The 23,007-nt window shown below is 44.4% G+C and carries 20 protein-coding genes; 12 read left to right on the top strand and 8 right to left on the bottom strand.

Features of this window, described 5'->3' with window-relative positions:
- Window positions 1-750 carry a pyridoxine 5'-phosphate synthase gene (pdxJ, locus tag RTN07_RS05135; RefSeq protein ID WP_312176325.1) on the top strand — a complete coding sequence of 250 codons (750 nt, stop codon included), beginning with the start codon at window positions 1-3 and terminating at the stop codon, window positions 748-750.
- Between the two features lie 3 nt (window positions 751-753).
- Here the strand turns inward: pdxJ and RTN07_RS05130 are convergent, their stop codons facing one another.
- Window positions 754-1,317, bottom strand: a complete 564-nt coding sequence (locus RTN07_RS05130) for a GspH/FimT family pseudopilin (protein ID WP_050324852.1) — start codon at window positions 1,315-1,317, stop codon at window positions 754-756.
- A 678-nt stretch (window positions 1,318-1,995) separates the two neighbouring features.
- On the opposite strand from RTN07_RS05130, the gene RTN07_RS05125 reads away from it, so the two are divergent.
- The 4 genes from RTN07_RS05125 (at window position 1,996) to RTN07_RS05110 (ending at window position 7,289) form a co-directional block, all read left to right on the top strand.
- Complete coding sequence (locus RTN07_RS05125; RefSeq protein WP_312176322.1) at window positions 1,996-3,153, top strand: OmpA family protein; 1,158 nt, start codon at window positions 1,996-1,998, stop codon at window positions 3,151-3,153.
- A 166-nt stretch (window positions 3,154-3,319) separates the two neighbouring features.
- Window positions 3,320-5,158, top strand: a complete 1,839-nt coding sequence (typA, locus tag RTN07_RS05120) for a translational GTPase TypA (RefSeq protein WP_007115110.1) — start codon at window positions 3,320-3,322, stop codon at window positions 5,156-5,158.
- 194 nt (window positions 5,159-5,352) lie between these two features.
- On the top strand, window positions 5,353-5,784 hold the full coding sequence (gene mscL, locus RTN07_RS05115; RefSeq protein ID WP_036595296.1) for a large conductance mechanosensitive channel protein MscL: 432 nt from the start codon (window positions 5,353-5,355) through the stop codon (window positions 5,782-5,784).
- A 155-nt stretch (window positions 5,785-5,939) separates the two neighbouring features.
- Window positions 5,940-7,289: a D-amino acid dehydrogenase gene (locus tag RTN07_RS05110; RefSeq protein WP_312176319.1), complete on the top strand. Its 1,350-nt coding sequence runs from the start codon at window positions 5,940-5,942 to the stop codon at window positions 7,287-7,289.
- Here the strand turns inward: RTN07_RS05110 and phoR are convergent.
- The 3 genes from phoR to dtd all read right to left on the bottom strand — a co-directional run bounded on the left by phoR (window position 7,264) and on the right by dtd (window position 10,003).
- Window positions 7,264-8,571, bottom strand: a complete 1,308-nt coding sequence (phoR, locus tag RTN07_RS05105; protein ID WP_186303420.1) for a phosphate regulon sensor histidine kinase PhoR — start codon at window positions 8,569-8,571, stop codon at window positions 7,264-7,266. The genes RTN07_RS05110 and phoR overlap by 26 nt on opposite strands.
- Window positions 8,572-8,661: 90 nt before the next feature.
- Window positions 8,662-9,360, bottom strand: coding sequence for a phosphate regulon transcriptional regulator PhoB (gene phoB, locus RTN07_RS05100; RefSeq protein WP_007115106.1), 699 nt, complete (start codon window positions 9,358-9,360; stop codon window positions 8,662-8,664).
- 190 nt (window positions 9,361-9,550) lie between these two features.
- Window positions 9,551-10,003: a D-aminoacyl-tRNA deacylase gene (gene dtd / locus RTN07_RS05095; protein WP_312176314.1), complete on the bottom strand. Its 453-nt coding sequence runs from the start codon at window positions 10,001-10,003 to the stop codon at window positions 9,551-9,553.
- A 151-nt stretch (window positions 10,004-10,154) separates the two neighbouring features.
- Here dtd and asd point away from each other — a divergent pair, with 151 nt between their 5' ends.
- Window positions 10,155-10,988: an archaetidylserine decarboxylase gene (gene asd / locus RTN07_RS05090; RefSeq protein ID WP_144918469.1), complete on the top strand. Its 834-nt coding sequence runs from the start codon at window positions 10,155-10,157 to the stop codon at window positions 10,986-10,988.
- A 198-nt stretch (window positions 10,989-11,186) separates the two neighbouring features.
- Window positions 11,187-12,428 (top strand): multidrug effflux MFS transporter, encoded by a 1,242-nt coding sequence (locus RTN07_RS05085; RefSeq protein WP_128680778.1) that lies wholly within the window; start codon window positions 11,187-11,189, stop codon window positions 12,426-12,428.
- 3 nt (window positions 12,429-12,431) lie between these two features.
- On the opposite strand, the gene RTN07_RS05080 is transcribed toward RTN07_RS05085, so the two are convergent.
- Window positions 12,432-13,256 (bottom strand): DODA-type extradiol aromatic ring-opening family dioxygenase, encoded by an 825-nt coding sequence (locus RTN07_RS05080; RefSeq protein WP_312176309.1) that lies wholly within the window; start codon window positions 13,254-13,256, stop codon window positions 12,432-12,434.
- A gap of 157 nt (window positions 13,257-13,413) precedes the next feature.
- A complete protein-coding gene (gene rlmH / locus RTN07_RS05075) occupies window positions 13,414-13,920 on the bottom strand; it encodes a 23S rRNA (pseudouridine(1915)-N(3))-methyltransferase RlmH (protein ID WP_312176308.1) in 507 nt (168 codons plus the stop codon).
- A 395-nt stretch (window positions 13,921-14,315) separates the two neighbouring features.
- Here rlmH and rnr point away from each other — a divergent pair, with 395 nt between their 5' ends.
- Window positions 14,316-16,691: a ribonuclease R gene (gene rnr, locus RTN07_RS05070; protein WP_312176306.1), complete on the top strand. Its 2,376-nt coding sequence runs from the start codon at window positions 14,316-14,318 to the stop codon at window positions 16,689-16,691.
- A gap of 181 nt (window positions 16,692-16,872) precedes the next feature.
- Here the strand turns inward: rnr and RTN07_RS05065 are convergent, their stop codons facing one another.
- Both RTN07_RS05065 and RTN07_RS05060 read right to left on the bottom strand, forming a co-directional pair.
- Window positions 16,873-17,145, bottom strand: coding sequence for a hypothetical protein (locus tag RTN07_RS05065; protein WP_138018393.1), 273 nt, complete (start codon window positions 17,143-17,145; stop codon window positions 16,873-16,875).
- Between the two features lie 174 nt (window positions 17,146-17,319).
- Window positions 17,320-18,150, bottom strand: coding sequence for an endonuclease/exonuclease/phosphatase family protein (locus tag RTN07_RS05060; RefSeq protein ID WP_312176303.1), 831 nt, complete (start codon window positions 18,148-18,150; stop codon window positions 17,320-17,322).
- Between the two features lie 240 nt (window positions 18,151-18,390).
- Between RTN07_RS05060 and RTN07_RS05055 the strand changes: the two genes are divergently transcribed.
- The 4 genes from RTN07_RS05055 to RTN07_RS05040 all read left to right on the top strand — a co-directional run bounded on the left by RTN07_RS05055 (window position 18,391) and on the right by RTN07_RS05040 (window position 22,945).
- On the top strand, window positions 18,391-20,610 hold the full coding sequence (locus tag RTN07_RS05055) for a M3 family metallopeptidase (protein WP_312176301.1): 2,220 nt from the start codon (window positions 18,391-18,393) through the stop codon (window positions 20,608-20,610).
- A gap of 39 nt (window positions 20,611-20,649) precedes the next feature.
- Window positions 20,650-20,901 carry a YheV family putative metal-binding protein gene (locus RTN07_RS05050; protein ID WP_065253813.1) on the top strand — a complete coding sequence of 84 codons (252 nt, stop codon included), beginning with the start codon at window positions 20,650-20,652 and terminating at the stop codon, window positions 20,899-20,901.
- A 255-nt stretch (window positions 20,902-21,156) separates the two neighbouring features.
- Window positions 21,157-22,401 (top strand): hypothetical protein, encoded by a 1,245-nt coding sequence (locus tag RTN07_RS05045; protein WP_312176297.1) that lies wholly within the window; start codon window positions 21,157-21,159, stop codon window positions 22,399-22,401.
- Between the two features lie 43 nt (window positions 22,402-22,444).
- Window positions 22,445-22,945 carry a hypothetical protein gene (locus tag RTN07_RS05040; RefSeq protein WP_312176295.1) on the top strand — a complete coding sequence of 167 codons (501 nt, stop codon included), beginning with the start codon at window positions 22,445-22,447 and terminating at the stop codon, window positions 22,943-22,945.
- Window positions 22,946-23,007 lie beyond the last annotated feature (62 nt).

Raw genomic sequence — 23,007 nt, 5'->3', positions numbered from 1 at the left:
ATGACCAGCAATCAACCCTTACTTGGTGTCAATATCGACCATATTGCAACCTTGCGTCAAGCGCGTGGCGTGGCGTATCCCGATCCTGTGGCAGGTGCGTTAATTTGTGAGCAGGCGGGGGCGGATGGTATTACGCTGCATTTGCGTGAAGATCGTCGTCACATTCAAGATGATGATGTTTATCGGCTTGCCAAAGTCATAACCACTCGTATGAACCTTGAAATGGCAGTCACTGACGAGATGGTAGCGATAGCCTGTGATGTTAAGCCAGCTTGGGTGTGCTTTGTCCCTGAAAAACGCCAAGAACTGACCACCGAAGGCGGGCTTGATGTGATTGGCAATCAGCACAAAATAGCCAGTGCGATTCAACAGTTACATCAGGTCGGCACTCAAGTATCACTATTCATTGATCCAGAGTTGGCGCAAATTGATAAAAGCATTGCGCTCGGGGCAGATGCCATTGAACTACACACGGGCGCCTATGCTGACTATTGTTTGCAACATGACCAAGTTAAAATTAACCATGAAATCAACCGTATCAAAACAGCCGTGACTCATGCCCACGAGTCAAAAGCAAGTTTACTGGTCAATGCAGGGCACGGTCTTACCCGTGACAACGTTGCACCCATTGCTAATATGGGTGGCATCCATGAACTAAACATCGGTCATGCCATTATTGCAGACAGTGTGTTTATGGGACTTAGCGAAGCGGTGAGCGCAATGAGAAAAGCATTTACAGCAAAAGCCTAGCTATTAGGGGCAATTAAATTGTTCAACTGAGTAGGGCTTATATTTAATAATGCCTGTTTTACTAAAACTTACCTTTAGTCGATTATCGACCTTACCATCTAAAGGGCAGTATTGAATATTACCCATATAACCAATGGGTCTAGCGTTTTCTGGCTTAAAAATAATATAGTTGTTATTCAGCGAGATATTTGCCGTCAGCACCCCCCAGGACAAATCTAACGTAAGCTGATGATTGAGTTTATCTACCGCTGCCTCATAGCTGTTATTGTTATTTTTATCGATAAAGCTAATCAGCTGATGACCGCCAGTTGTCACGCAAGCCAAGTTATCATTGGCGACACAGGCTATCACAGGGTTTTGATAAATCAACGCCTCTTGTTTTGCACTGCTTAAAAAATTCATTAAGCTTGAAGCGGTGCTTTTTGCTTCCATTTGCTTTAAGCTGTTGGTAATAGTAATCGAAGCCATCGCTACGATGATAGATAAAACAGTCAAAACGACGACTGTTTCAATTAAAGTAAACCCCTGTCTTTTTATTGAGAATACGTTGGCTTTCGAATCATTCATGCTATTAAAGCTACCGGTTAAGTGATGATGGGATAACACAATAAAGGACTTTAGTTCATTATTATATAGAGTTCAAAAGAATTAACAAACAAATATTGAACTATAAGGTAAGGCTGGTGGCTAGAAAGTGAATGAAAGCGACTAAACGACTGATGTTATCAGGTAATGGAATGTCTATTCTAGATAGTAAGGATTTCATAGGCACAGATGGGTTTAAATGTTCAAATACCTATTGTTACTGGTTCTAAAACATTATTGAGAAAAAACTGTTGTGCCTGAAACGTAAATGTCTCATTCATTTAGTAAGTGAATGTCACTAGAATGTATCATTTAGTGAAAGTATGAATTTAAGATATGGTAAATTTAAATAGACTGTATTAAAATCCTTCTCAAGATAAGTATATAGTTTTGATGTGTAATGTCGAATCATGATGGTTGTTGAATTCTTAGTATCGAGCGTAAGCGATTAGCTTGGCTACTAAAAAATAAAAATATAACATATTGTGATGTTCGTGTAATATTGTGTAGCAATGTAAAAAAAAGAGTTGTAAACACAATTTTTAGGCGTTAAGCTATATTTAACAAGTTCATAAAGTACATGTTTTTTGATGTATTATTTTGTGAATTAACTATCAGGTTATTTTAATTTAAAATGAGCCAATCCTTTGGAGGACTTCTATGAAGCTAAATAAAATCGCTCTAGCAGTTGTTGCTGCAGCTGTTATGCCAGTAGCCGCTAACGCAGGCGTTACTGTTACACCTTTACTACTAGGTTATCATTATGTAGACGGTATCAGCAAAACTGAAGACAAACAAGGCGAACAATTCGCAGGTACTCACCAAGATAACGACTTGTACACTGGTGCAGGTATTGGTATCGAATTGACACCTACTATCGCACTTGAATTAGAGTACGGTGAAACTGATTCTGACGCATTAAATGGCAACGGCGATAAAGTTAACGGACATAAGTTTGAACAAAAATCATACTCAGGTAACTTTACTATCGGTACTGAAACCTTTAGTGGCTATACTAACAGCCCATTCAAGCCATATGTGTTAATCGGTGCAGGTCAATCAAAAACCTCAATGGCATTTGATGATGGCAGCAAAGCAACTTCTAAAGACACTATCGGTAACTTAGGTCTTGGTGCTTACTACCGAATCAATGACGCATTAAGCTTACGTGGTGAAGGTCGTGCGATCTATAACTTCGATAATGATTGGTGGGAAGGTCTAGCGTTAGCAGGTCTTAACGTGGTTCTAGGTGGTCACTTGGCACCAGCAGCGCCAGTAGTTGAGCCTATCCCTGTTGAACCAATCATTGTGACTGATGGTGACGACGACCAAGATGGCGTACCAAATAGCGTTGACAAATGCCCAGGCACCCCATTAAACGTTGTTGTAGATGCTGATGGTTGCCCACGTGAAATATCAATGGATGACGCATTACGTATGGAATTACGTGTATTCTTTGACAATGACAAAACTGTCATCAAAGATCAGTACAAACCAGAAATCCAAAAAGTTGCTGAAAAAATGAATGAATATCCAAATTCAACAGCTTCAATTGAAGGTCATGCTTCAAAAACTGGTCCATCTGCGCGTTACAACCAACGTTTGTCTGAAGCACGTGCAAATGCGGTTAAATCCATGTTAGTTAACCAATTTGGTGTTGCTCCACAACGTATTAGCACAGTGGGTTACGGTTATGACCGCCCAATCGCAGACAACAACACTGCTGAAGGCCGTGCAATGAACCGCCGTGTATATGCTATCATCACTGGTAACAAATCTAGCACAACCGTTCAAACTAAAGACATGAACGTACAATAATTAGTTATTAAATAAAAAAAGCTACCCTCGTTGGTAGCTTTTTTTATTTTTATTATCAGCTATAAACTCAACTTAGATAAATTTAATCTATTTTTAACGATAAGATGTTATACTACCGCGTGTTTTAATTTCCCTTCCTAGCCGAATTTTCAAGAGCTATTTTTTTATGTCAGATTCAATCAAAAATCTTCGCAATATTGCGATTATTGCCCACGTTGACCATGGTAAAACTACTCTAGTCGATAAACTGTTACAACAATCAGGTACTTTTGGTGAGCGTGCCGCAGAAGTTGAACGCGTCATGGACTCTAACGCATTAGAGCAAGAGCGTGGTATTACCATTTTAGCCAAAAATACGGCGATCAAATGGACCAATCCTAAAGACGGCGTTGAATACCGTATTAACATCGTCGACACCCCCGGTCACGCCGACTTCGGTGGTGAAGTTGAACGTGTGATGTCGATGGTTGACTGTGTGTTGTTATTAGTTGATGCCGTTGATGGTCCTATGCCACAAACCCGTTTTGTGACCTCAAAAGCATTTGCCCGGGGCTTAAAGCCAATCGTGGTGATTAATAAAATTGACAAACCAAGCGCACGTCCAGACTGGGTCATGGATCAGGTGTTTGATTTGTTTGATAATTTGGGTGCGACAGATGAGCAGCTAGATTTTCCCATCGTTTATACCTCTGCCATGAATGGTATTGCAGGGTTAGCGCCTGACGAGCTTGCAGAAGATATGCAGCCATTGTTTGAAACCATCGTTAATGTTGTTGAGCCACCACAGGTGGATACGGACGGTCCATTCCGTATGCAGATTTCAAGCCTTGATTATGATAACTTCAAAGGTTTGATTGGTATCGGTCGTATTCAGCGTGGGTCAGTTAAAACCAATACGCCTGTAACAATTGTTGATAAAGAAGGTAATAAACGTAACGGCCGTATCCTACAAATCATGGGTTACCATGGTCTTGACCGTATCGAAGTACCTATGGCGCAGGCCGGTGATATCGTATGTATTACGGGTATCGATGCGTTGAATATTTCTGATACTATTTGTGATCCACAAAACGTAGAAGCCTTACCAGCGCTAAGTGTCGATGAACCAACAGTATCGATGACTTTCCAAGTCAACAACTCACCATTTGCGGGTAAAGAAGGTAAATTCGTGACGTCGCGCAATATTCGTGAACGCCTAGAACGTGAGTTAATTCATAACGTGGCACTTCGCGTGGAAGATACCGACAGTCCTGATAAATTTAAAGTATCAGGCCGTGGGGAACTTCACTTGTCTGTATTAATTGAGAATATGCGCCGTGAAGGTTTTGAACTGGGTGTGTCACGTCCAGAAGTAATTGTTCGTGAAATCGAGGGTGAGAAACAAGAGCCATTTGAAAATGTGATTTTTGATGTTGAAGAACAGCATCAAGGCGCGGTAATGGAGCAAATGGGCTACCGTAAAGGCGAATTGACCAATATGGAAGTTGACGGCAAAGGTCGTATCCGTATTGAAGCGGTAGTACCATCACGTGGTTTGATTGGTTTTCGCTCTGAGTTCTTAACCATTACCTCAGGTACCGGTATCATGACTTCAAGTTTCTCACATTATGGTCCTGTCAAAACAGGTGATGTGGCAAAACGCCAAAATGGGGTATTGATTTCTATGGTGAATGGTACTGTATTGGGCTATGCGCTATTTAACCTTCAAGAACGTGGTCGTATGTTTGTATCACCGCAAACTGAAGTCTATGAAGGTATGATTGTCGGTCAAAACTCACGTAGCGATGACATGGTAGTCAATCCAACTAAAGCAAAACAGTTGACGAACGTGCGCGCCAGTGGTACCGATGATGCGATTATTTTAACGCCGCCAATCATTTTCACCCTTGAACAAGCGCTTGAATTTATTGAAGATGATGAGCTGGTTGAAGTGACACCAAAATCAATTCGTCTACGCAAAAAATACTTGACTGAAAATGAGCGTAAACGTAACGGTCGTAAATAATAGCGAGTCTACGATATAAGACTTGCGAAAAATCCTAACACTTATTTACAAAAAGCTTGTACCTGTTACAAGCTTTTTTAATTTAATCTACACACTGGCAAAGCAAAGGTTTAAAATTTTACACAATTCCTTATGATAATAAGGGTTTTTTAGTCAACGATTGTAGCAATTAGTTTGAAAGTAGGAGAAGTTATATGAGTATGATGTCAGAATTTAAAGAGTTTGCCCTCAAAGGCAACGTGATGGATTTGGCAGTGGGTGTCATCATCGGCGGCGCATTTGGTAAAATCACCACGTCGTTGGTAGAAGATATTATTATGCCGATTATCTCTGCGATTATGGGCGGCAGAATCGACTTTACCAATATGTTTGTGGTGTTAGGTGATGTACCTGCAGGCACCGCTATGACGTATGATGCGCTCAAAAAAGCGGGTGTGCCTGTATTTGCATATGGTAATTTTGTCACCATCTTAATCAACTTTATTATTTTGGCATTTATCATTTTTATGTTGGTGAAAGCCATGAACCGCCTACGCCGTCAAAGCGAAGCACAAGAAGCGGCTGCACCAGAACCTTCAGAAGAAGTACTATTGCTCCGTGAAATCAGCAGTAAATTAAGCAAATAACGGTTTGTACTCACGCTGATAGATTAAAATTTCAGCCCATGTTATTTATAAATGAAAAAAAGCCTCCATGATAACTGGGGGCTTTTTATTGATTGCTAGTCAATCTACCTTTTTTATCTATACATATTCATCAGCTAATGACAGTAAGGCAAGTTATGACAAAGCAGGTAATCGTGCTTGGTGCAGGGGTGGTGGGTGTCACTACTGCTTGGCAGCTTCGACAAGCAGGGTTTGAGGTAACGGTAATCGAGCGTGAAAGTAGCGCTGCATTGTCAACATCGTTTGCCAATGGTGGGCAAATATCTGTGTCACATGCTATGCCTTGGGCAAACCCTGATACACCCTATAAAGCGCTAAAATGGTTATTTCGAGAAGATGCGCCACTGTTGTTTCGCTGGCGTCGGTTGTTGGGTTTGCCGGGCAGTACCGCGCAAGATACAGCCCCTGATATGGCGCTGTGGCGATGGGGTTGGCAATTTTTGCAGCAGTGCAATGCGAAAAGTGCCGATGCTAATCTGGTGCAGATGGTCAATTTAGGATTATACTCTCGGCAAGTACTCGGCGAAGTCAGGGCGCAAACGGGCATTGATTATGACTGTCTGACACGCGGTATTATGCATTTTTATACCGATCATGCTGAGTTTCAAGCAGCGATAGCACCCACTAAGCGGATGCAGCAATTGGGTTGTGATCGGCAAGTGATTAGTGTGGATAAAGCGATACAATTAGAGCCTGCGTTAACTGGTATTGGCAAAGAATTGGTTGGGGCGACTTATACCGCACTTGATGAATCAGGGGATGCCCAAAAATTCACTCATCGCTTGGCAGCACTTTGTCAACAGCAAGGGGTAACATTTTTATTTAATACTGCTATCAAACGACTTATTTATCATAACCAACACATTGATGGTGTGGAAGTAATCTCCGTTGATAGTAGAGACAATACCGCTTTGCCAGCGCAGTCACAGATACTGTCCGCCGATGCTTATGTACTGGCGTTAGGAAGTTATAGTCCTGCCTTAGTCAAAGATTTGGGTATCAATCTACCCATCTATCCTGCCAAAGGCTATTCAGCCACTTATGCTGTGTTGCGACCCGATGAGACACCTTATGTGAGCTTGATTGATGATGAGTTTAAGCTGGTGTACTCGCGCTTAGGCGATCGCTTGCGAGTAGCAGGAACGGCTGAATTTAACGGGTTTAACCTTGAACTAAATCCCGTTCGTTGCCAAGCGATTACGCGGCGAGTGACAGAAGTGTTTGGGGATGCGGTAGATTTGACTCAGCCAAATTATTGGACAGGGCTGCGACCGATGACACCGTCAAATGTGCCAATTATCGGTCGCGCGGTCAATCGCCAAGGACGTATTGATAATTTGTATCTCAACACCGGACATGGCACTTTGGGCTGGACGCACTCGAACGGCTCAGCAAAAGCGATTGCTGATATCATGCAAGGACGTCAGCCACAAGTAAATTTTAACTTTGTGGGCTTGCAGGATTAAGGGATTGGGTTGGGATGCTGGCAGATTTTGGAAAGGTCACAGTAAAGGTCGAGCCTTTGCCAACTGTGGAGGTGATATCAAGAGTGGCATGGTGCTGATACAAGACATGTTTGACAATTGCTAACCCCAAACCGGTACCCCCTGTCTCACGGCTTCGACCCGTGTCCACGCGATAAAAACGCTCGGTTAAGCGCTGAATATGGCGCTGCTCGATACCAATGCCATTGTCGGTCACGCTAAAACATACCCCCGCGTCATACTCATGCCAGCTAATACTAATCTCACCACCTTTGGGGGTATATTTCATGGCATTGGTAATCAAGTTACTGAGCGCACTTCGCAGATAATCTTCATAACCCAAAATATGTAACGTGCTGTCGATATGCAAATGAATCATATGGTCGTATGACTTGTTGTACATCTGCGCATCGTCAAATAATTGCATCAGCATTTTGGGAATATCAATGTCTTTGGGCTCAGCGGGCTTTTCATCATTTTCCAACCTAGATAATAATAGTAAGTCATTGATGATGTTATTCATGCGCTGACTTTGCTGCATCATCTGAGTAAACGCGCGAGCAATACGCGGATCTAACTCAGGCTGTTCACTCAAAGTCTCCACATACCCCATGATGACGGTAAGCGGCGTGCGAAGTTCATGCGAAACATTTGCCACAAAGTCTTTTCGCATCTGTTCTAAGTGCTGAAAACGGGTGACATCATAAATCAGCAGTAATTTTTCTTGCCCAAATTTGGTAATCTTGCACTGCACATAGCGCTCGATATTAGACGGGTTATGGATACGCACACCATCTGGATAGTCTTCAATGTGGTGATAATATTGATGAAAAAGCGGGTTGCGAATAATGGTCAACACATTGCGACCTTGGTCGGGCGCTTTAAATTGAAAAAGCCGCTCGGCAGAGTTGTTCCACCATTCGATACAGTCGTTTTTATCAATCAGAATAATCGAGTCTTGCAATGCGCTCAGCGAGTCACGCACTTTTTGCACCAGCGAAACGGTTTGCTGATGCGCCAATTTCTCTTGGCGATTGACTTGGTAGATATTGCTGGCAACGACACTAAGGTTGGACTCAAATGCAGGCGGCGGCTCATCGGGGTTTTTGTTGTACCATGCTTTAAAGCGTTGTATCGACCATAAAAAATATAGCTGATACAGGCAAAGCCCTATCGCCAGTCCCCAACCCCAAAACCCTAATAGCCCGCCAATCAACAGCCCCGCAACCCCAACTGTCACCACGGGTAAAATGCTCGACCACATATTAATTTTTCTAGCGTCCATTGAGAAAGCTTACTATAGCGAAGTTGGGATAAGTTGGCAAAAATTTCAATGCGATTAATCAGACTATTGTTAGTCGATTTTATTAGAAAAGCGATAGCCTGTGCCACGTACAGTTTGGATATAGTCCGCAAACCCAAATGGCTCAAGCACTTTACGCAGGCGGCGGATATGCACGTCAATGGTACGATCTTCGACATACACATTGCCACCCCAAACTTGATCGAGTAGCTGGGTACGGGTATAAGCCCGCTCGGGATGACTCATAAAGAAGGCAAGTAGCCGATACTCTGTCGGTCCGATATCTACCGCTTTGTTATTGGCACTCACGCGCTGACTGGCAGGGTCTAGCGACAAGCCGCCCACATCAATGGGTTTTTCGCCTGACAATGCGCTACTACGGCGCAATACCGCTTTGATACGGGAAACCAATTCACGGGTGGAAAACGGCTTAGTGATATAGTCATCTGCCCCAGCGTCAAGTCCTTGAACTTTGTTGTCTTCTTCACCTTTGGCGGTGAGCATGATGATAGGAATTTCAGAGAGCATTTCATCTTTCTTTAGGCGGCGGCATAAATCAATGCCTGATAGCCCATTGGGTAGCATCCAATCTAATAAGATGAGGTTAGGGCGATGATCGACCACCAAATGATGGGCTTGAGAGACTTCTGAGGCTTGCAAACAATCAAATCCTGCCATCTCTAGTGTGGTCACGATCATTTCTCGAATGGCAGGCTCATCTTCCACTACCAAAATAGTTTCATTTTTCATAAATTTCTCAAGCGATAAAAATAGGCAACTGTTTGTCAAAATAATTTTATGACAACAATATTACAATGCCCATATTACAACTTCAGAATATGACAAAAAAATGACAATGATAAGCTTTTATGGCTTTTATTTGTGGTGTTGTAAAAAATTCGGCGTTTGACTCAATTTTTGGTACTTAATACAGGTCGCATCATAGTTCAAAAATAAAATTTATCGGACCATCATTGCAACTGCTGACTTGCATATCTGCGCCAAATTCGCCTGTTTGCACGGCTGCATATTGCGTCTTGGCATACGCTACTATTTGCGCAAACAAAGCTTTGGCAGTGTCGGGCGCCATCGCGGGCTTAAAATCAGGGCGTCTACCCGATTGGGTATTGGCAAGGAGGGTAAACTGCGACACTAACAGTAAACCGCCATTAACCTGTTGCACGTTTTTATCCATTTTGCCTAGCTCATTTTCAAATACGCGATAGGTGAGGATTTTATCAATCATTTTTTGCCCCATCGCGAGCGTATCATCATGCCCAAGTCCAAGGTAGACAAGTACGCCGTGTGCAATCTCGCCGACGATTTGTTGTGAATGAGGCGCTTGGTTAACTGCTACTTTGGCAAATTTCACCCGTTGTAGTACTGCTTTCATGATTTTTCCTATCCGTTGGTTTGAGCGTAAGCGGCTTAACTTAACAGCTAGCTTGTCGCTTAATTCGTAGCCCAGTGTTTAATATACCGTGATTCTAAGGGGGATTTTGATTATAATAAGCCAACTTTAAAATGCCAATCTCGAGTAACTTATGACCTTGTTTACGACGTTACAATCGCTTGTCCCACAACAAAAAATCAGTGAAATCGCAGGTCGTCTTGCCCAAAGCCGTCATCCGATGGTGAAAAAAACCTTTATTCGTACCTTCGCTTCGGTGTATGGCATCAAGCTAGAGGAATATGCGCGCGGTAGTTTTTCTCAGTATGACAGTTTTAATGATTTTTTTACCCGTGAACTCAAAGACGGCGCGCGCAAGATTGATGATGACCCAGATGCGCTGATCTGTCCTGCAGATGGCATGATATCGCAATTGGGGCAAATCGATAAAGACCAAATCCTGCAAGCCAAAGGCAAATCATATGAAGTCGGGCAATTGCTCGCCGATTATGAACTTGGCAAAGCCATGCAAGAGGGAAGTTTTGTCACCGTGTATTTGGCACCGACCAATTATCACCGCGTGCACATGCCGTTTGACGGTACCTTGGTAGAAACCATCTATGTGCCAGGACAGTTATTCTCGGTGAATAACGAGACCGCTGAAAACATTACCGATTTGTTTGCCCGTAACGAGCGCTGCGTGTGTGTGTTTAATACCGAATTTGGTAAAGCTTGCGTTGTGCTAGTCGGGGCGATGATTGTAGCAGGGATTGAAACAGTGGCCACAGGTAAAATCAAACGTAGCGATCGCGTGCAGCGTCAAACCCATCACATGACGTTGAAAAAAGGCGATGAACTTGGGCGGTTTTATTTGGGCTCAACGGCGATTGTGATATTACCAAAATCAGCGGGCATGGCTTGGGGCGCAGGTCTTTATAATTCAGTGCCAGTGACAATGGGGCAACGTCTCGGTACTTTTTTGCAGTAAGCTGTCAAGGTATTCGCTAAAAAAAGGTAGCAAAGGCTGCCTTTTTTATGCTGTGTTTTAGCCAATCTGCATGGTTGATTGCTCACATAAACTAAACGATAACGAAAAATATTTTAGGAAAATTTGTTTATAATAGCCGACTTATGATTTTTGCCTGCTTTTTTATTTAGACACGCTTTTTTATTTAAATTGATCACTATGAACCTACCGCCAACACCGCACCCCCAACCATCGCACGACTTAGACTATCCAACCGTTTGGATTATGATTTTGGGGTTGATTATTGCCATCGGTCCGCTGTCGATTGATATGTATTTGCCGGCTTTGCCCAGTATGGCACAAGATTTTGGCGTGGCAACGGCTTTTATGTCTAATTCGGTGCCTGCCTATTTTGTGGGATTGGTGGTCGGGCAGTTGTTTTATGGTCCGATTTCGGATCGGATTGGGCGCATTAAGCCCTTGTATGTGGGCATGGTACTGTATGTGATTGCTTCGGTGATGTGCGCCACCACCACCAATGAATACGTGTTGTTTGTCTCACGAACGCTACAGGCGTTGGGCGCGTGTGTGGGAACGGTGGTGTCGCGGGCGATGATTCGTGACCGCTTGCATCCCAAGCAAATGGCAAAGGCATTTTCGCTGATGGTCTTAGTGATGGGGATTGCACCGATTTTGGCACCAAGCCTAGGGTCGTTGTTGTTAAAAGTCGCTAGTTGGCGGGTGATTTTTTGGTTTTTGGCGGGGTTTGGTATTTTAAATATCGTGCTGACCCGGCTGTTTTTGCATGAAACCTTGACCGATGAGTTTCGCAACAACCGTCCGATGAATGACGTGCTCAGTCAATACTGGGATTTGCTCAAAGATACCCAGTTTAATTATCCTGCGATTGGCGCAGGGCTGCTGATGGGTTCGATGTTTGTGTATATCAGCGCGGCACCTGAGCTAATTATGGAAGGATATGGGGTGACGCCGCAGCATTTTAGCTGGATTTTTGGCATGAATGCGGCAGGTTTTATTGGGTTGACACAGGTCAACCAATGGCTGGTGAACCGTTATCGTCTAGTCAGCTTGCTGAGATTTGGGGCGGTGATGCAAGTAATCGCGGCGGCATGTTTGATGCTGCTAGGTTTAGTCTTTGGCACGCAAGCTTGGCTGCCGTTGGTGCTCGCCAGCATTTTTTGTTGTATTGCAGGGTTAGGGCTCACCCAGCCCAATTCAGGTGCCATTGCTTTGGCATTTCAAAAACGCCGCGCGGGCATGGCGAGTGCCTTGCAAGGCTCACTCAACTTTGTCGTCGGTATTTTTGGCGGCTTAGTATTAAATATCCTGCCCTTTAATCCCGTTGCCAAGCTAGGTATTACCATGTTTATGCTCATGACTATCGGCGCATTTTTGGTATTTCAAATCGACAAAAATCTCGATGTGGCGGATGTGGACTAAGGGTTAGTCAAACCGATACACATCCATACCCAAACTAAAATGGGCAAAACTTTCATGCACGATACTCATCTTTGAGCCTGCGCCTGCCGCAAAAAATAACGGCAATAAATGTTCAGGGGTGGGGTGATTGTGATGGGCAAATGGATGCGCCCGCCAATCTAAAGCCGTTGGCATATGTTGTTTGAGTTGATGAATCAACCAATATTTAAATTCACGTGCCTCAGCATCCACCTCACTACTATCAAACTGTACCTGCGCCAAATTATGGGTGACACTGCCCGAGCCGATGATTAATACTTGCTCTGCCCGTAGTGGCGCCAATAAAGCCCCCAGCTGAAAACACGCATAACTATCAAAATGCTGCGGCAGCGAAAGCTGCACAATCGGCACATCTGCCTGCGGATATAAATGCACCAGTGGCGACCATACCCCATGATCAAACGGACGCAGTCGATTGACCGACGTGCTAACGCCTAAAGCCTGCAACTGCTGTGCCAGCTGCTCAGCAATCACGCTATCGCCCTTGACAGGATAATCGATTGTATACAGCGCTTTTTGAAAGCCGCTAAAATCATGCCAAGTAGCGGGCGCTGCATTGCCATTGATTTCTAGATGCTGGCTTTGCCAATGCGCAGAGATGATGATAATTAAGCGTGGTTTTGGCAGATTTTGCCCAAATTTATTCAGCGCTTGGGTAGTACGGTTATTTTCGATAGCAATCGTCGGCGCCCCATGTGAGATAAACAAACTGGGCAAGGTATAAAGTGGGTACGGTGTTTTGGGTAAAAATGGCTGCAGGCTGATTGGTTGTTTTTCGGTTTTTTCCATCAATTTTCTTAAAGTTGCAGTGATAAATAGAAATGCTAATGAATTAATAAGGATTAACTAAAAAGGATTAATAGGTTAAATAAGGGAAAAATTCGCAAAAACAAGCCATGTCAGCGATTTCATACATAATCATACATAACAGGTTAGCTGGAAAAACTTAAAAATAATCACCGCGGTGATACGGATGATGATGGATAATGGTCATAGCGCGGTACAGCTGCTCCATCAGTAGCACACGCACGAGCGGATGCGGCAGGGTAAGATTGGACAGCGACCATTTGAATGTCGCATGGGCTAATACCTCTTTTGAAATGCCATCAGCACCCCCAATCACAAACGCCATGTCATCACCCAGCTGCATGGCTTCGCCAACTTTACCCGCTAACTCTTCGGTTGATAGATTCTTACCGCGGACGTCTAGGCAAATCAGCTGTTCGCGTTTGCCTGCTGAATTTTTGGCTTGGTGCGCTTGCAGAATTAACCCGCCTTCGGTGATGGCATATTTTTCAAGTTCGGCAGACGAGGGGTTTTTGGTACGTTTGCAGGCGGGGATTTCAACGATTTCGGTGCTGAGCATGGGCTGAATACGTTTATAATAGTCGTCAAATCCCGTCTGCACCCAAGCTGGCATTTTTTGTCCAACGGCTAAAATTCTTGCTTTCATGGGTTCCCCTTTGTTATCTTTTGACCAATCTATGTCGCTGTCTATGTCACTGTGGTGATTCACCGTTAGCCATTAAACACTCATTATCGAAGCCAACTATATTTTCGCTATCGAAGTCATCTATATTAAAGCTTACTTAAAACTTAAAATAAACCATTTAAAAACCAACCATTTGAAAACGCTTGCAACGCACCCATATACAATGCGATAAATCCTAAATCAACCTAAGCTGAGCTAAAGCCTGAACTAAAGCTAAGCTAAGCAACAAAATTTTAACATGATTTTATCGCTGTGATGGATAATACTTCCCCTAGCATTTAACGAAGGTGATAAAATAATTTGCATGACAAAGTTTAAATGACAAATTTTAAATGATAAGAAAAGACGACAACAATATGAAAAATTGGCAAGATCCCAATGCCGCTGTTGAAGCAGCCAACTATGACAACCCGATTCCAAGCCGTGTACTGATTTTGCAAACCCTACTTGAGCGCGGACAAGCTACCCAACATGAGCTTGCGACGATTTTTGATTTAGATGACGACGAGTACGACGCACTGGGCAACCGCTTAAAAGCCATGCTGCGTGATGGACAATTAAGCCGTGATGCCGACGGTGGCAATCCTTACATTTATCGCCCATTGACTGAGAACGATGCTGTGGCTGGCGTGGTCGCTGCCCATGCCAAAGGCTTTGGCTTTGTCGTGCTTGAGGATATGCCTGATTTGTTTTTGAATGAAACTGAAATGCGCTGGGTATTTCATGGCGATAAAGTAAAAGCCATCGCTACTAGCACCGACAACCGTGGTCGTATGATGGGTCGTGTGCTGTCGGTGGTGTCCCATGCACAGCTACAATATATCGGTAAACTTGCAAAAGATGACGATGGTTACTTTGTAGAACTCATTAGCCCAAACAATCATCAACCGATTACGGTGACGGAAGAAAACGTCGAAGCGTTACAACTCAAAATGGGTGATCCCGTCAAAGTCGATATCATCGACTATCCCACCCAGCATGAATACGCGACGGGGAAAATTACTGAAAGCTTGGTCGATGATAACGAGCGTGAATTGATTATCAAAACCACGCTGCTAAATTACGATATTCCCCATGAGTTTAGCCCAAAAGTCATGCAGCAAGTCGATGCCTACAAAGAGCCGACAGAAAAAGACTATCAAGACCGTATCGACTTACGTGCGTTGCCGCTAGTCACCATTGATGGCGAAGACTCGCGCGACTTTGATGATGCCGTCTATGCCGAAAAACGTCGCGGCGGTGGCTATCGCTTGGTGGTCGCGATTGCCGATGTCAGTCATTATGTGACTGCCAACTCAGTACTTGACCAAGAAGCCTATGAACGTGGTACATCGGTGTATTTTCCGCATTTTGTGGTGCCGATGCTCCCTGAAAAACTCTCCAACGGGCTTTGCTCGTTAAACCCAAGTGTTGACCGCTTGTGTATGGTAGCCGACATCATACTATCGCGTAGCGGCAACGTGACCAGCTATGAGTTTTATCCAAGCGTGATGCACTCTCAAGCGCGATTGACTTATAACCAAGTCAATGATTATTTTGCCCAAGCGCAAGGGGAAACGCCCAAAGCCGAAGTGCCTGTCACTATCACCGGTAATAAAGCGGTCAAAAAATCGATTGATGTGCTTTATGATTTGTACAAAGTGCTATTGGTCAAACGCGAACAGCGCCATGCGATGGAATTTGAAACCCAAGAGACTTATATCAAGTTTGATGAAGCAGGCAAAATCAGCGCCATTGTGGCACGGACGCGTGGTGACTCGCATAAGCTCATCGAAGAGATGATGCTACTTGCCAATACCTGCGCGGCTGAGTTTTCGCTCAAGCATGAATTGCCGGTCTTGTATCGCAATCATGATACCCCAGAGGCGGAAAAAGCCGCTCGCGTCAGTGACTTTGTGAAGCATTTTGGTTTGTCATTTCCTGAAGAAAACCCGACACAGGCAGATTATCAGCGTATCATTGAAGCGACACGCGAGCGCCCTGATGCGATTAGTATCCATAGTGTACTACTGCGCTCCATGCAGCAAGCTAACTATGCACCGACTAATATTGGACACTTTGGGCTTGCGTATGAGGAATACAGCCACTTTACCTCACCGATTCGCCGTTATCCCGACTTGATGCTACACCGTGCCATCAAAGCGAAAGTGACAGGCAAAAAAGCGCCGCTGCCAGATTGGTCTCTAGAAGATGCAGGTGAACAGACCTCAATGACAGAGCGCCGTGCCGATGAAGCCAGCCGTTTTGTTGAGCAGTGGCTCAAAGCCCATTATATGAAAGACCATATCGGTGAAGCGTTTGATGCGGTGGTTACCACAGTGACCAATTTTGGCTTGTTCGTGACTCTCACCGATTTATTCATTGATGGCTTGATTCATATCTCGCATTTGGGCGAAGATTACTTTGTTTATGATGACAAGGCGCAGCAGTTATTCGGTGAAAAATCAGGACTGGTGTTTGGACTCGGTGATAAAATCCGTGTCAAAGTCGCTGCCGTCAATATGGAGACCCAGCAGATTGATTTTGATTTGGTGGCACAGCTGGAAAAATCGTCATTTAATAATCGCGGTAAAGGCAAAAATCGCGGTCAATCGCAAGCGGCATCCAATCCTAACGCTCAATCCAATCCCAACGCGCTATCTAATCCTAAATCTCAATCTAAGCCAAATGAGAGTGCTAGGAAAGCAAAAAGCGCTAACAATAAAAGTAACGCGCGCAACAAATCTCGCTAATGAAAAAAAAAGGGCAATATAATTTGCCCTTTTTTTATCGTTCATACATATACCTGCTAGAACAAAAAACGTCTTTGCCTACTTAATAGTGGCTATTTAATAATAGCCACTTAATCTTAGCCACTTGATGCCCTTTTAACCAGTCTTGCTTGGCGGTGCTACAATCAATTACGCCAAGTTATTATTGCGTGGTTTTCTCTGTGCTTGCCAAGTTGTTGGATGAGGTCTGAACGGTTTGATTCAAATCTGTTGTTGCCTTATCAAGCACTTGTTTAGGCTGCTCGCCAATCGTTGACGTATCGTTTGATGCTATGGCTAAAGGCGCAGAGGCGGCACTACTATTGGCTTGATTGGATGCAATGACTTGCTGGGTACGATGTGATGATATTAGGTTGAAAATGGCGAGTGCGGTGATGCCTAATATTGCAAAAATAATGAGTAATTTTGGTTGCATGAGGATTTCCAGTGTAGCGTCAATTTGGCTAACCGACGTGTAAAGCCTGACGTCTAAAGTCTGTGGCTTAAAACGTCAAATCGGGTTTCGCTAGGACAAAAATTGACAGTCATGTCTATAAAAATTGCTAGGCTACCTTGCTGCAAAAATCATGCAAATTTAATCTGTTAATCTTTAGTTTGGCAGCAGACTGACTTCGGCACTAACCGGCAAATGGTCAGAGAGATTTGACCAAGGTTGTCCCTTATGCACCCAAGCACGGTGTACTTGTAGGTTACGGACATAGATACGGTCAAGGCTTAATACCGGAAGCTTGGCAGGGAAGGTGGGCAGTAATTTGCCATGGTGGGTCAGCACGGCTTCTTGTAAATTAAGGTCACAGCCAAGCTTTTGACAGGATAACTTTTTCCAGTCATTGAAATCGCCTGCCAATATCAGCGGCGTGGATTGGTCGATTTCGTTATTGATATACTGGCTTATCACCTCATATTGTTTTTCACGGTCATTTTCCCTTAAGTTTAGATGCGCGCAAAGCACGATAATGGGCGTATGCCAGCCTTTGGGCTGGATTTCGCAGTGCAATACACCACGCTGCTCAAGGCGGCTCACTGTGATATTGACATTGTGTTTGGGGTCGAGCGGATGGCGACTTAGCACCGCATTGCCATGATGACCGTGGTTATATTCGACGTTTTTGCCATAGCTGTTTTCAAGCTGTAGATACTCGCCAAACCATTCATGTTGGGACTGGTCGGGAAATTCATTGTATTTCACCACCCGTTTGAGATTTTGACCTTGGACTTCCTGTAAACAGATAATATCAGATTGCACTTGGTTAAGGGCAGCGGCGATGCCTTCCATTTTGACAAAACGATTGAGGGGTGACATGCCTTTATGGATGTTATAACTGGTGATGATTAGGCTGTTTTTTGGTGGTTGGGCGCCTGCTACTTCGTTTGATGCTACTGGGTTAGGTGTTATTTTTTTAGGTGTTAGTGAGCGCATAATAAAATCACAGTGATAAACATGGCATTATTTTAACGTGAAATTGTACCGCTGGCTTGTTTTGACAAAAAATTGTCACAATATAATGGTTGTCGACATTTATGTCGCAAATGTATTTTGCAAAGCTGTGTAGCAAAAAGGGGTAGCTTTGCCAAGCGTTGCGGTTTTTATGCTAAAATTTTGGGCAATGACGACTTTTACTTTCAATCATCAACGAGCGATAAAAAATTGGAAAACAGTATGACCAACGATGTAGAAAATCCGACAAAAAATTTACACCTTGTTGAATTTAATCAATTAGCGCTTGAGCGACTCAAAACGGCAATCGATGAGGCGTTGGCGAATGGACATGCGTTTTTAACTATGCTCGATGATGAAGCTGGGCTCGATGACCTCGATAACAAAGCTGGGCAAGCTAATAGCCAAGTTAACGATGCACAACTTAGCAGCCAGCAAGCGCTCAATGATATTATCGCCTTTGACCATGTGAATTTGGCATTAGACCGCAGTTGGGGCTTGCTATCGCACTTAAATAGCGTGGTCAGTGATGAGCCAATCCGTGAACTGCATCATGCCTTATTACCCGCGCTTTCTGCCTACGGCACGGCGGTTGGTCAACATCTCCCGCTATATCAACGCTATCAGCGTGTGGTGAGCGATCAGTCATTTTTTGCGCGGTTAGAGCCTGCAAGACAACGCTCATTGACCTTGGCGCTACAAAGTTTTGAGTTATCCGGTGTGGGTTTGGGTGAGGCGCAAAAACAGCAATTTGCCACGCTTGCCAGTGAGTTATCTACGCTATCGGCTAAATTCTCCGATAATGTGCTCGATGCCACCCAAAGCTATTTTTTACCGTTAAGCGAATCGCAACTGGCAGGATTGCCTGAATCTGCGCTTGCCATGCTTGCAGATGCGGGCAGGCGATACACAGAAAAATTCCCGGAGCAAGTATTGGCAACGCCTTATGTGGCGACACTTGATATCCCAGTCTATCTTGCGGTAATGACCTATGCCGATGACCGCGAGTTACGCGAAATCTTATATCGTGCGTATGTCACTCGCGCCTCTGAATTGTCAGCGCAGCCAGAATTTAACAATGCCGATATCATGGCGGATATCTTGGCAAAACGCGCACAAAAAGCCCAATTATTGGGCTATGACAATTTTGCTGAGTTATCGCTTGCCACCAAAATGGCGGACAATGTGGACACTGTAGAGCAGTTTTTACGGGATTTGGCAGACAAGGCTCGACCCTTTGCCATGCAGGATTTAAAACAACTGCAGGTTGAAGGTATGGCGTTTGGCATCGGTGATGAGGGCGATGAGGTGCGACCTTGGGATACGGCGTATCTGGCAGAAAAAGTCAAACAACGTCAATTTAATCTATCGCAAGAACAAGTGCGTCCGTACTTCCCAGTGCCGACAGTCATCGCAGGCTTATTTGAGATTGTGCAAAAACTGTATGGCATTCAGATTGAAGATAAAACTGCAAACACGCAGCGCTGGCATGATGACGTGCGTTTTTATCAAGTTTTTAATGAACACCAGCAGCTTATTGGTGGTTTTTATTTTGATTTATATGCCCGTCCTGGCAAACGCGGTGGCGCATGGATGAGTGGCTTTCAAGCGCGTTATCAACACGATGATAGCGGTTATCAGCAGTTACCCGTTTGTTTTATGGTGGCAAACTTTAGCCCTGCGCCAACGGGTGCACAGCGCGGCAAACCTAGCTTATTAACCCATGATGAAGTATTAACGCTCTTTCATGAGTTTGGACATGGGCTGCATCATCTGCTTACTGAAGTGAATGTGGGCGATGTGGCAGGCGTGAATGGCGTCGAGTGGGATGCAGTTGAGCTACCCAGTCAGTTTATGGAAAACTGGGCATGGCACCCTGAAGGGATTGCATTAATCAGCCGTCATGTCGATACCGGTGAAACGTTGCCAGAGAGCATGCTACAAAGTATGCTCGCTGCCAAAAATTTCCAAAGCGGCATGCAAACCCTGCGCCAGCTAGAGTTTGCGCTATTTGATTTGTTATTGCATGCCAAAACCCCAGCACCCGACTATCCCCAGTTATTGGCGTTACTCGATAGCGTGCGTGCCGATGTGTCGATTATGCCGACCGCCAGTTATAACCGTTTTGCCAATGGTTTTAGCCATATTTTCGCAGGTGGCTATGCGGCAGGGTATTATTCTTACAAATGGGCAGAACTGTTGTCAGCCGATGCATTTAGCAAGTTTGAAGAGACCAGTATTTTTGATAAAAACGCTGGCAAATCTTTCCGCGATAACATTTTAGCCAAAGGCGGTAGCCAATCTGCAAAAGCCAACTTTGAGGCATTTCGCGGTCGTGAAGCCCGTATTGATGCGCTGTTACGCCACTCGGGATTTTTAACCAGCAGCTATGATGAACTGCTGAGCGATGACACCGATAACGCCAATACCCAAGCTTGGTAACACGGTTGTCAAAATACAGGCTAGTAAAAAGAAGAAACTATGAGATATCAATCCAATCGCCCCAAACGTCAATTTTTGGCAGGGGTGGCTTGTCCAAGCTGTAAAGCACTGGATAAAGTTGTTCAAATTCAGCTATATCAGCCCGAGTATGATGAGTATATCGAGTGTACGGCATGTGGCTATACCGAGCGTCGCCCAACACCCGATGAGATTGTTGACATTCAGCAATCCAATCATCAGGAAACTGCTCATTATGGCGACGATGGCGCGGGTATTGTCAGGTTTAAATAAGCCAAGTTTAAGCGGTTTGGGTAAATTTTGACAAGGTTAACTATTTAAGTGCCCGTCATACAATTAGGGTGGTCAACGTATGGCGTTCAAAGTAGGTTTTTATCTCAAAAGTTGTTATTTTTGATTGCGGTTTGTTATAGTAACAAGCAAACGAATGTACACCATCATTTTCATGCCAGCTTGGCATATACATCGCTAGCATGAAATCGTACAGACATCTGACCCGCCCGACATGGATAGGGATAGTGATCCAACATGAAATTATTTAGCCTAAAAAAAGACAATGACTCTACAGCCCCGACTAGCAAAGATGCCAATCCATCATCACAGCTGGCTGAAAATCCAATGATAGGCGTGTCAGATAATCCGTTGCAGCTTGATACAATTCAGGCGCCGATGCAAGCGACTAAATCCCCAGACACATCTCCAAACACATCCCCAGAAACGACAGCAATCAAAAATGCGTTTTCGCTAGATAGCATTGATTTGAACCAGTTAGAAGATGAATTACTTCATGGTAAAACGGACTATACGGCAGATAACACAAAAGCGGCTGATACCCTCGCGCCCAAAAAGCTGAGTTTTGATGATTTTGATTTGGATGAGCTACCCAGTGATGTTGAACCCAACACCACTGTGACTATCGAAGACACTGCCAATACAGCGACAGTATCACAGCCGGTACCGTCACAGACAACCGATAACACGCCGATATTTGATATTGATAACCTACCGCTAGCAGCTAAGCCAGACCCAGACCTAAAACTAAGCCTAGAATCAGACCCCCATAGCGCGCAAGCACAGCCCATCGCACCACAAATTAGTGATGAAAGTAGTGATAAAAAAATTATCGAGGCTATTGAGACTATCGAAACTATCGAAACTATCGAGACGACGCCACCCGTTCTATTAACCAAAACAAAACCCGAAATTAAACCGATTATCGCCCAGACAGCAAACCCATTTTTAAGACCGCCAAGTCAACCACTAGCTAAACGGACGTTAAAAAAACGCAATCAACTTGGGTTGCTAGTGGGTGCAGGGTTGGCACTGGCTGCTTTGGCATGGTTTTTTATGGGGCAGTCAAGCGAGCCCAACAAATCCACCGCGCAATCACAGAAACAGACACAGACGCAGACCCAAGCACACGCAATACCCAAAACTACAGCGCCTATAGTAAAACCACAAGCTAGCGCTAGCTTACCTGCCGCGTCAACCGTCGCAGCGGAGGCAACCACTAGCTCAGCCCATGCGACCACAGCGCTACCTGCAATCACGCCAGAAGAAATTCTTACGCCGACACTGCCTGAAGATCCGGCGATTGCCAAAGAAGAGCTGAGTCGATTGTCAGAGCAGAGCGCGCAGCTAAAAGAGCAAGAAACCATGATGCAAGATCAGCTGCGTATGATGAATGAGCTGAGTAGTAAAAAAGAAGAGCGTATCCAGCTGCTAGAACAGCAAGTTGCACAGCTTGAGCAGCAAAAAGCCGCCAACAAATAACCACCCACAAATAACAACCAACAAATAACTGGCAGGTTAAGTAGTGCTGACCCAAGTCGATAAAAAAACCTTGTTTCAAGACCGCTATCAAGCGCTCATCATGCCCGTCCCGGTGTCAGGTATTTTTCGTCATCGCGCCTTACTTAAATACCAATCGCTATATCCTGAGCATTATACCGTTTACAAGCAAGCCTGTGAGCGTTCGCAGCTGTTACTCGGTGATGTGTTACAGTTTACGCCGCAGCGTGATTTGGCGGGTATGGCAGTCGGTGGGGCGTTGTCAAAGCCACAGTTCATCGTGGATATGGCAATCACAGAATTTGCCGAAAATCCGCCGCATGTTGAGTATATCGTGTCAGCGTTACAAAAGTTAGAGAAAGTTGTGTTTGATTGGGGACGGTATCAAGGTATTCGCCGTGTGGCAATATTGGCAAGTGATGAACTCATTTTGCCAAAAGACAAAATTTTTGATGAAGATATTTTGCCATTAATGGAAAAATACCTTCAGCCCGTGAGTAATTTGAATTTGGTGGTTTATCGCTAACGCTATTAGTTTAAATAGTTTTCAATGGTTGAGGTTTTATCGAGGGCTACTCAGCGATTCAT

This window comes from Moraxella sp. CTOTU46934, from assembly GCF_031979465.1.
Taxonomy (GTDB): domain Bacteria; phylum Pseudomonadota; class Gammaproteobacteria; order Pseudomonadales; family Moraxellaceae; genus Faucicola; species Faucicola tetraodonis.
The sequence above is the reverse complement of the archived record's forward strand: the minus strand, read 5'-3'. Positions and strand labels throughout refer to the sequence as shown.

What these genes read in the sequence shown, in the direction of transcription:
- dtd (WP_312176314.1), bottom strand. Translation starts at nt 10,003, where the DNA reads ATGAAAGCAGTACTACAACGGGTGAAATTTGCCAAAGTAGCAGTTAAC.
- pdxJ (WP_312176325.1), top strand. Translation starts at nt 1, where the DNA reads ATGACCAGCAATCAACCCTTACTTGGTGTCAATATCGACCATATTGCA.
- RTN07_RS05060 (WP_312176303.1), bottom strand. Translation starts at nt 18,150, where the DNA reads ATGCGCTCACTAACACCTAAAAAAATAACACCTAACCCAGTAGCATCA.
- phoR (WP_186303420.1), bottom strand. Translation starts at nt 8,571, where the DNA reads ATGTGGTCGAGCATTTTACCCGTGGTGACAGTTGGGGTTGCGGGGCTG.
- mscL (WP_036595296.1), top strand. Translation starts at nt 5,353, where the DNA reads ATGAGTATGATGTCAGAATTTAAAGAGTTTGCCCTCAAAGGCAACGTG.
- RTN07_RS05065 (WP_138018393.1), bottom strand. Translation starts at nt 17,145, where the DNA reads ATGCAACCAAAATTACTCATTATTTTTGCAATATTAGGCATCACCGCA.
- RTN07_RS05045 (WP_312176297.1), top strand. Translation starts at nt 21,157, where the DNA reads ATGAAATTATTTAGCCTAAAAAAAGACAATGACTCTACAGCCCCGACT.
- rlmH (WP_312176308.1), bottom strand. Translation starts at nt 13,920, where the DNA reads ATGAAAGCAAGAATTTTAGCCGTTGGACAAAAAATGCCAGCTTGGGTG.
- asd (WP_144918469.1), top strand. Translation starts at nt 10,155, where the DNA reads ATGACCTTGTTTACGACGTTACAATCGCTTGTCCCACAACAAAAAATC.
- RTN07_RS05130 (WP_050324852.1), bottom strand. Translation starts at nt 1,317, where the DNA reads ATGAATGATTCGAAAGCCAACGTATTCTCAATAAAAAGACAGGGGTTT.
- rnr (WP_312176306.1), top strand. Translation starts at nt 14,316, where the DNA reads ATGAAAAATTGGCAAGATCCCAATGCCGCTGTTGAAGCAGCCAACTAT.
- RTN07_RS05055 (WP_312176301.1), top strand. Translation starts at nt 18,391, where the DNA reads ATGACCAACGATGTAGAAAATCCGACAAAAAATTTACACCTTGTTGAA.
- RTN07_RS05085 (WP_128680778.1), top strand. Translation starts at nt 11,187, where the DNA reads ATGAACCTACCGCCAACACCGCACCCCCAACCATCGCACGACTTAGAC.
- phoB (WP_007115106.1), bottom strand. Translation starts at nt 9,360, where the DNA reads ATGAAAAATGAAACTATTTTGGTAGTGGAAGATGAGCCTGCCATTCGA.
- RTN07_RS05050 (WP_065253813.1), top strand. Translation starts at nt 20,650, where the DNA reads ATGAGATATCAATCCAATCGCCCCAAACGTCAATTTTTGGCAGGGGTG.
- RTN07_RS05080 (WP_312176309.1), bottom strand. Translation starts at nt 13,256, where the DNA reads ATGGAAAAAACCGAAAAACAACCAATCAGCCTGCAGCCATTTTTACCC.
- typA (WP_007115110.1), top strand. Translation starts at nt 3,320, where the DNA reads ATGTCAGATTCAATCAAAAATCTTCGCAATATTGCGATTATTGCCCAC.
- RTN07_RS05125 (WP_312176322.1), top strand. Translation starts at nt 1,996, where the DNA reads ATGAAGCTAAATAAAATCGCTCTAGCAGTTGTTGCTGCAGCTGTTATG.
- RTN07_RS05110 (WP_312176319.1), top strand. Translation starts at nt 5,940, where the DNA reads ATGACAAAGCAGGTAATCGTGCTTGGTGCAGGGGTGGTGGGTGTCACT.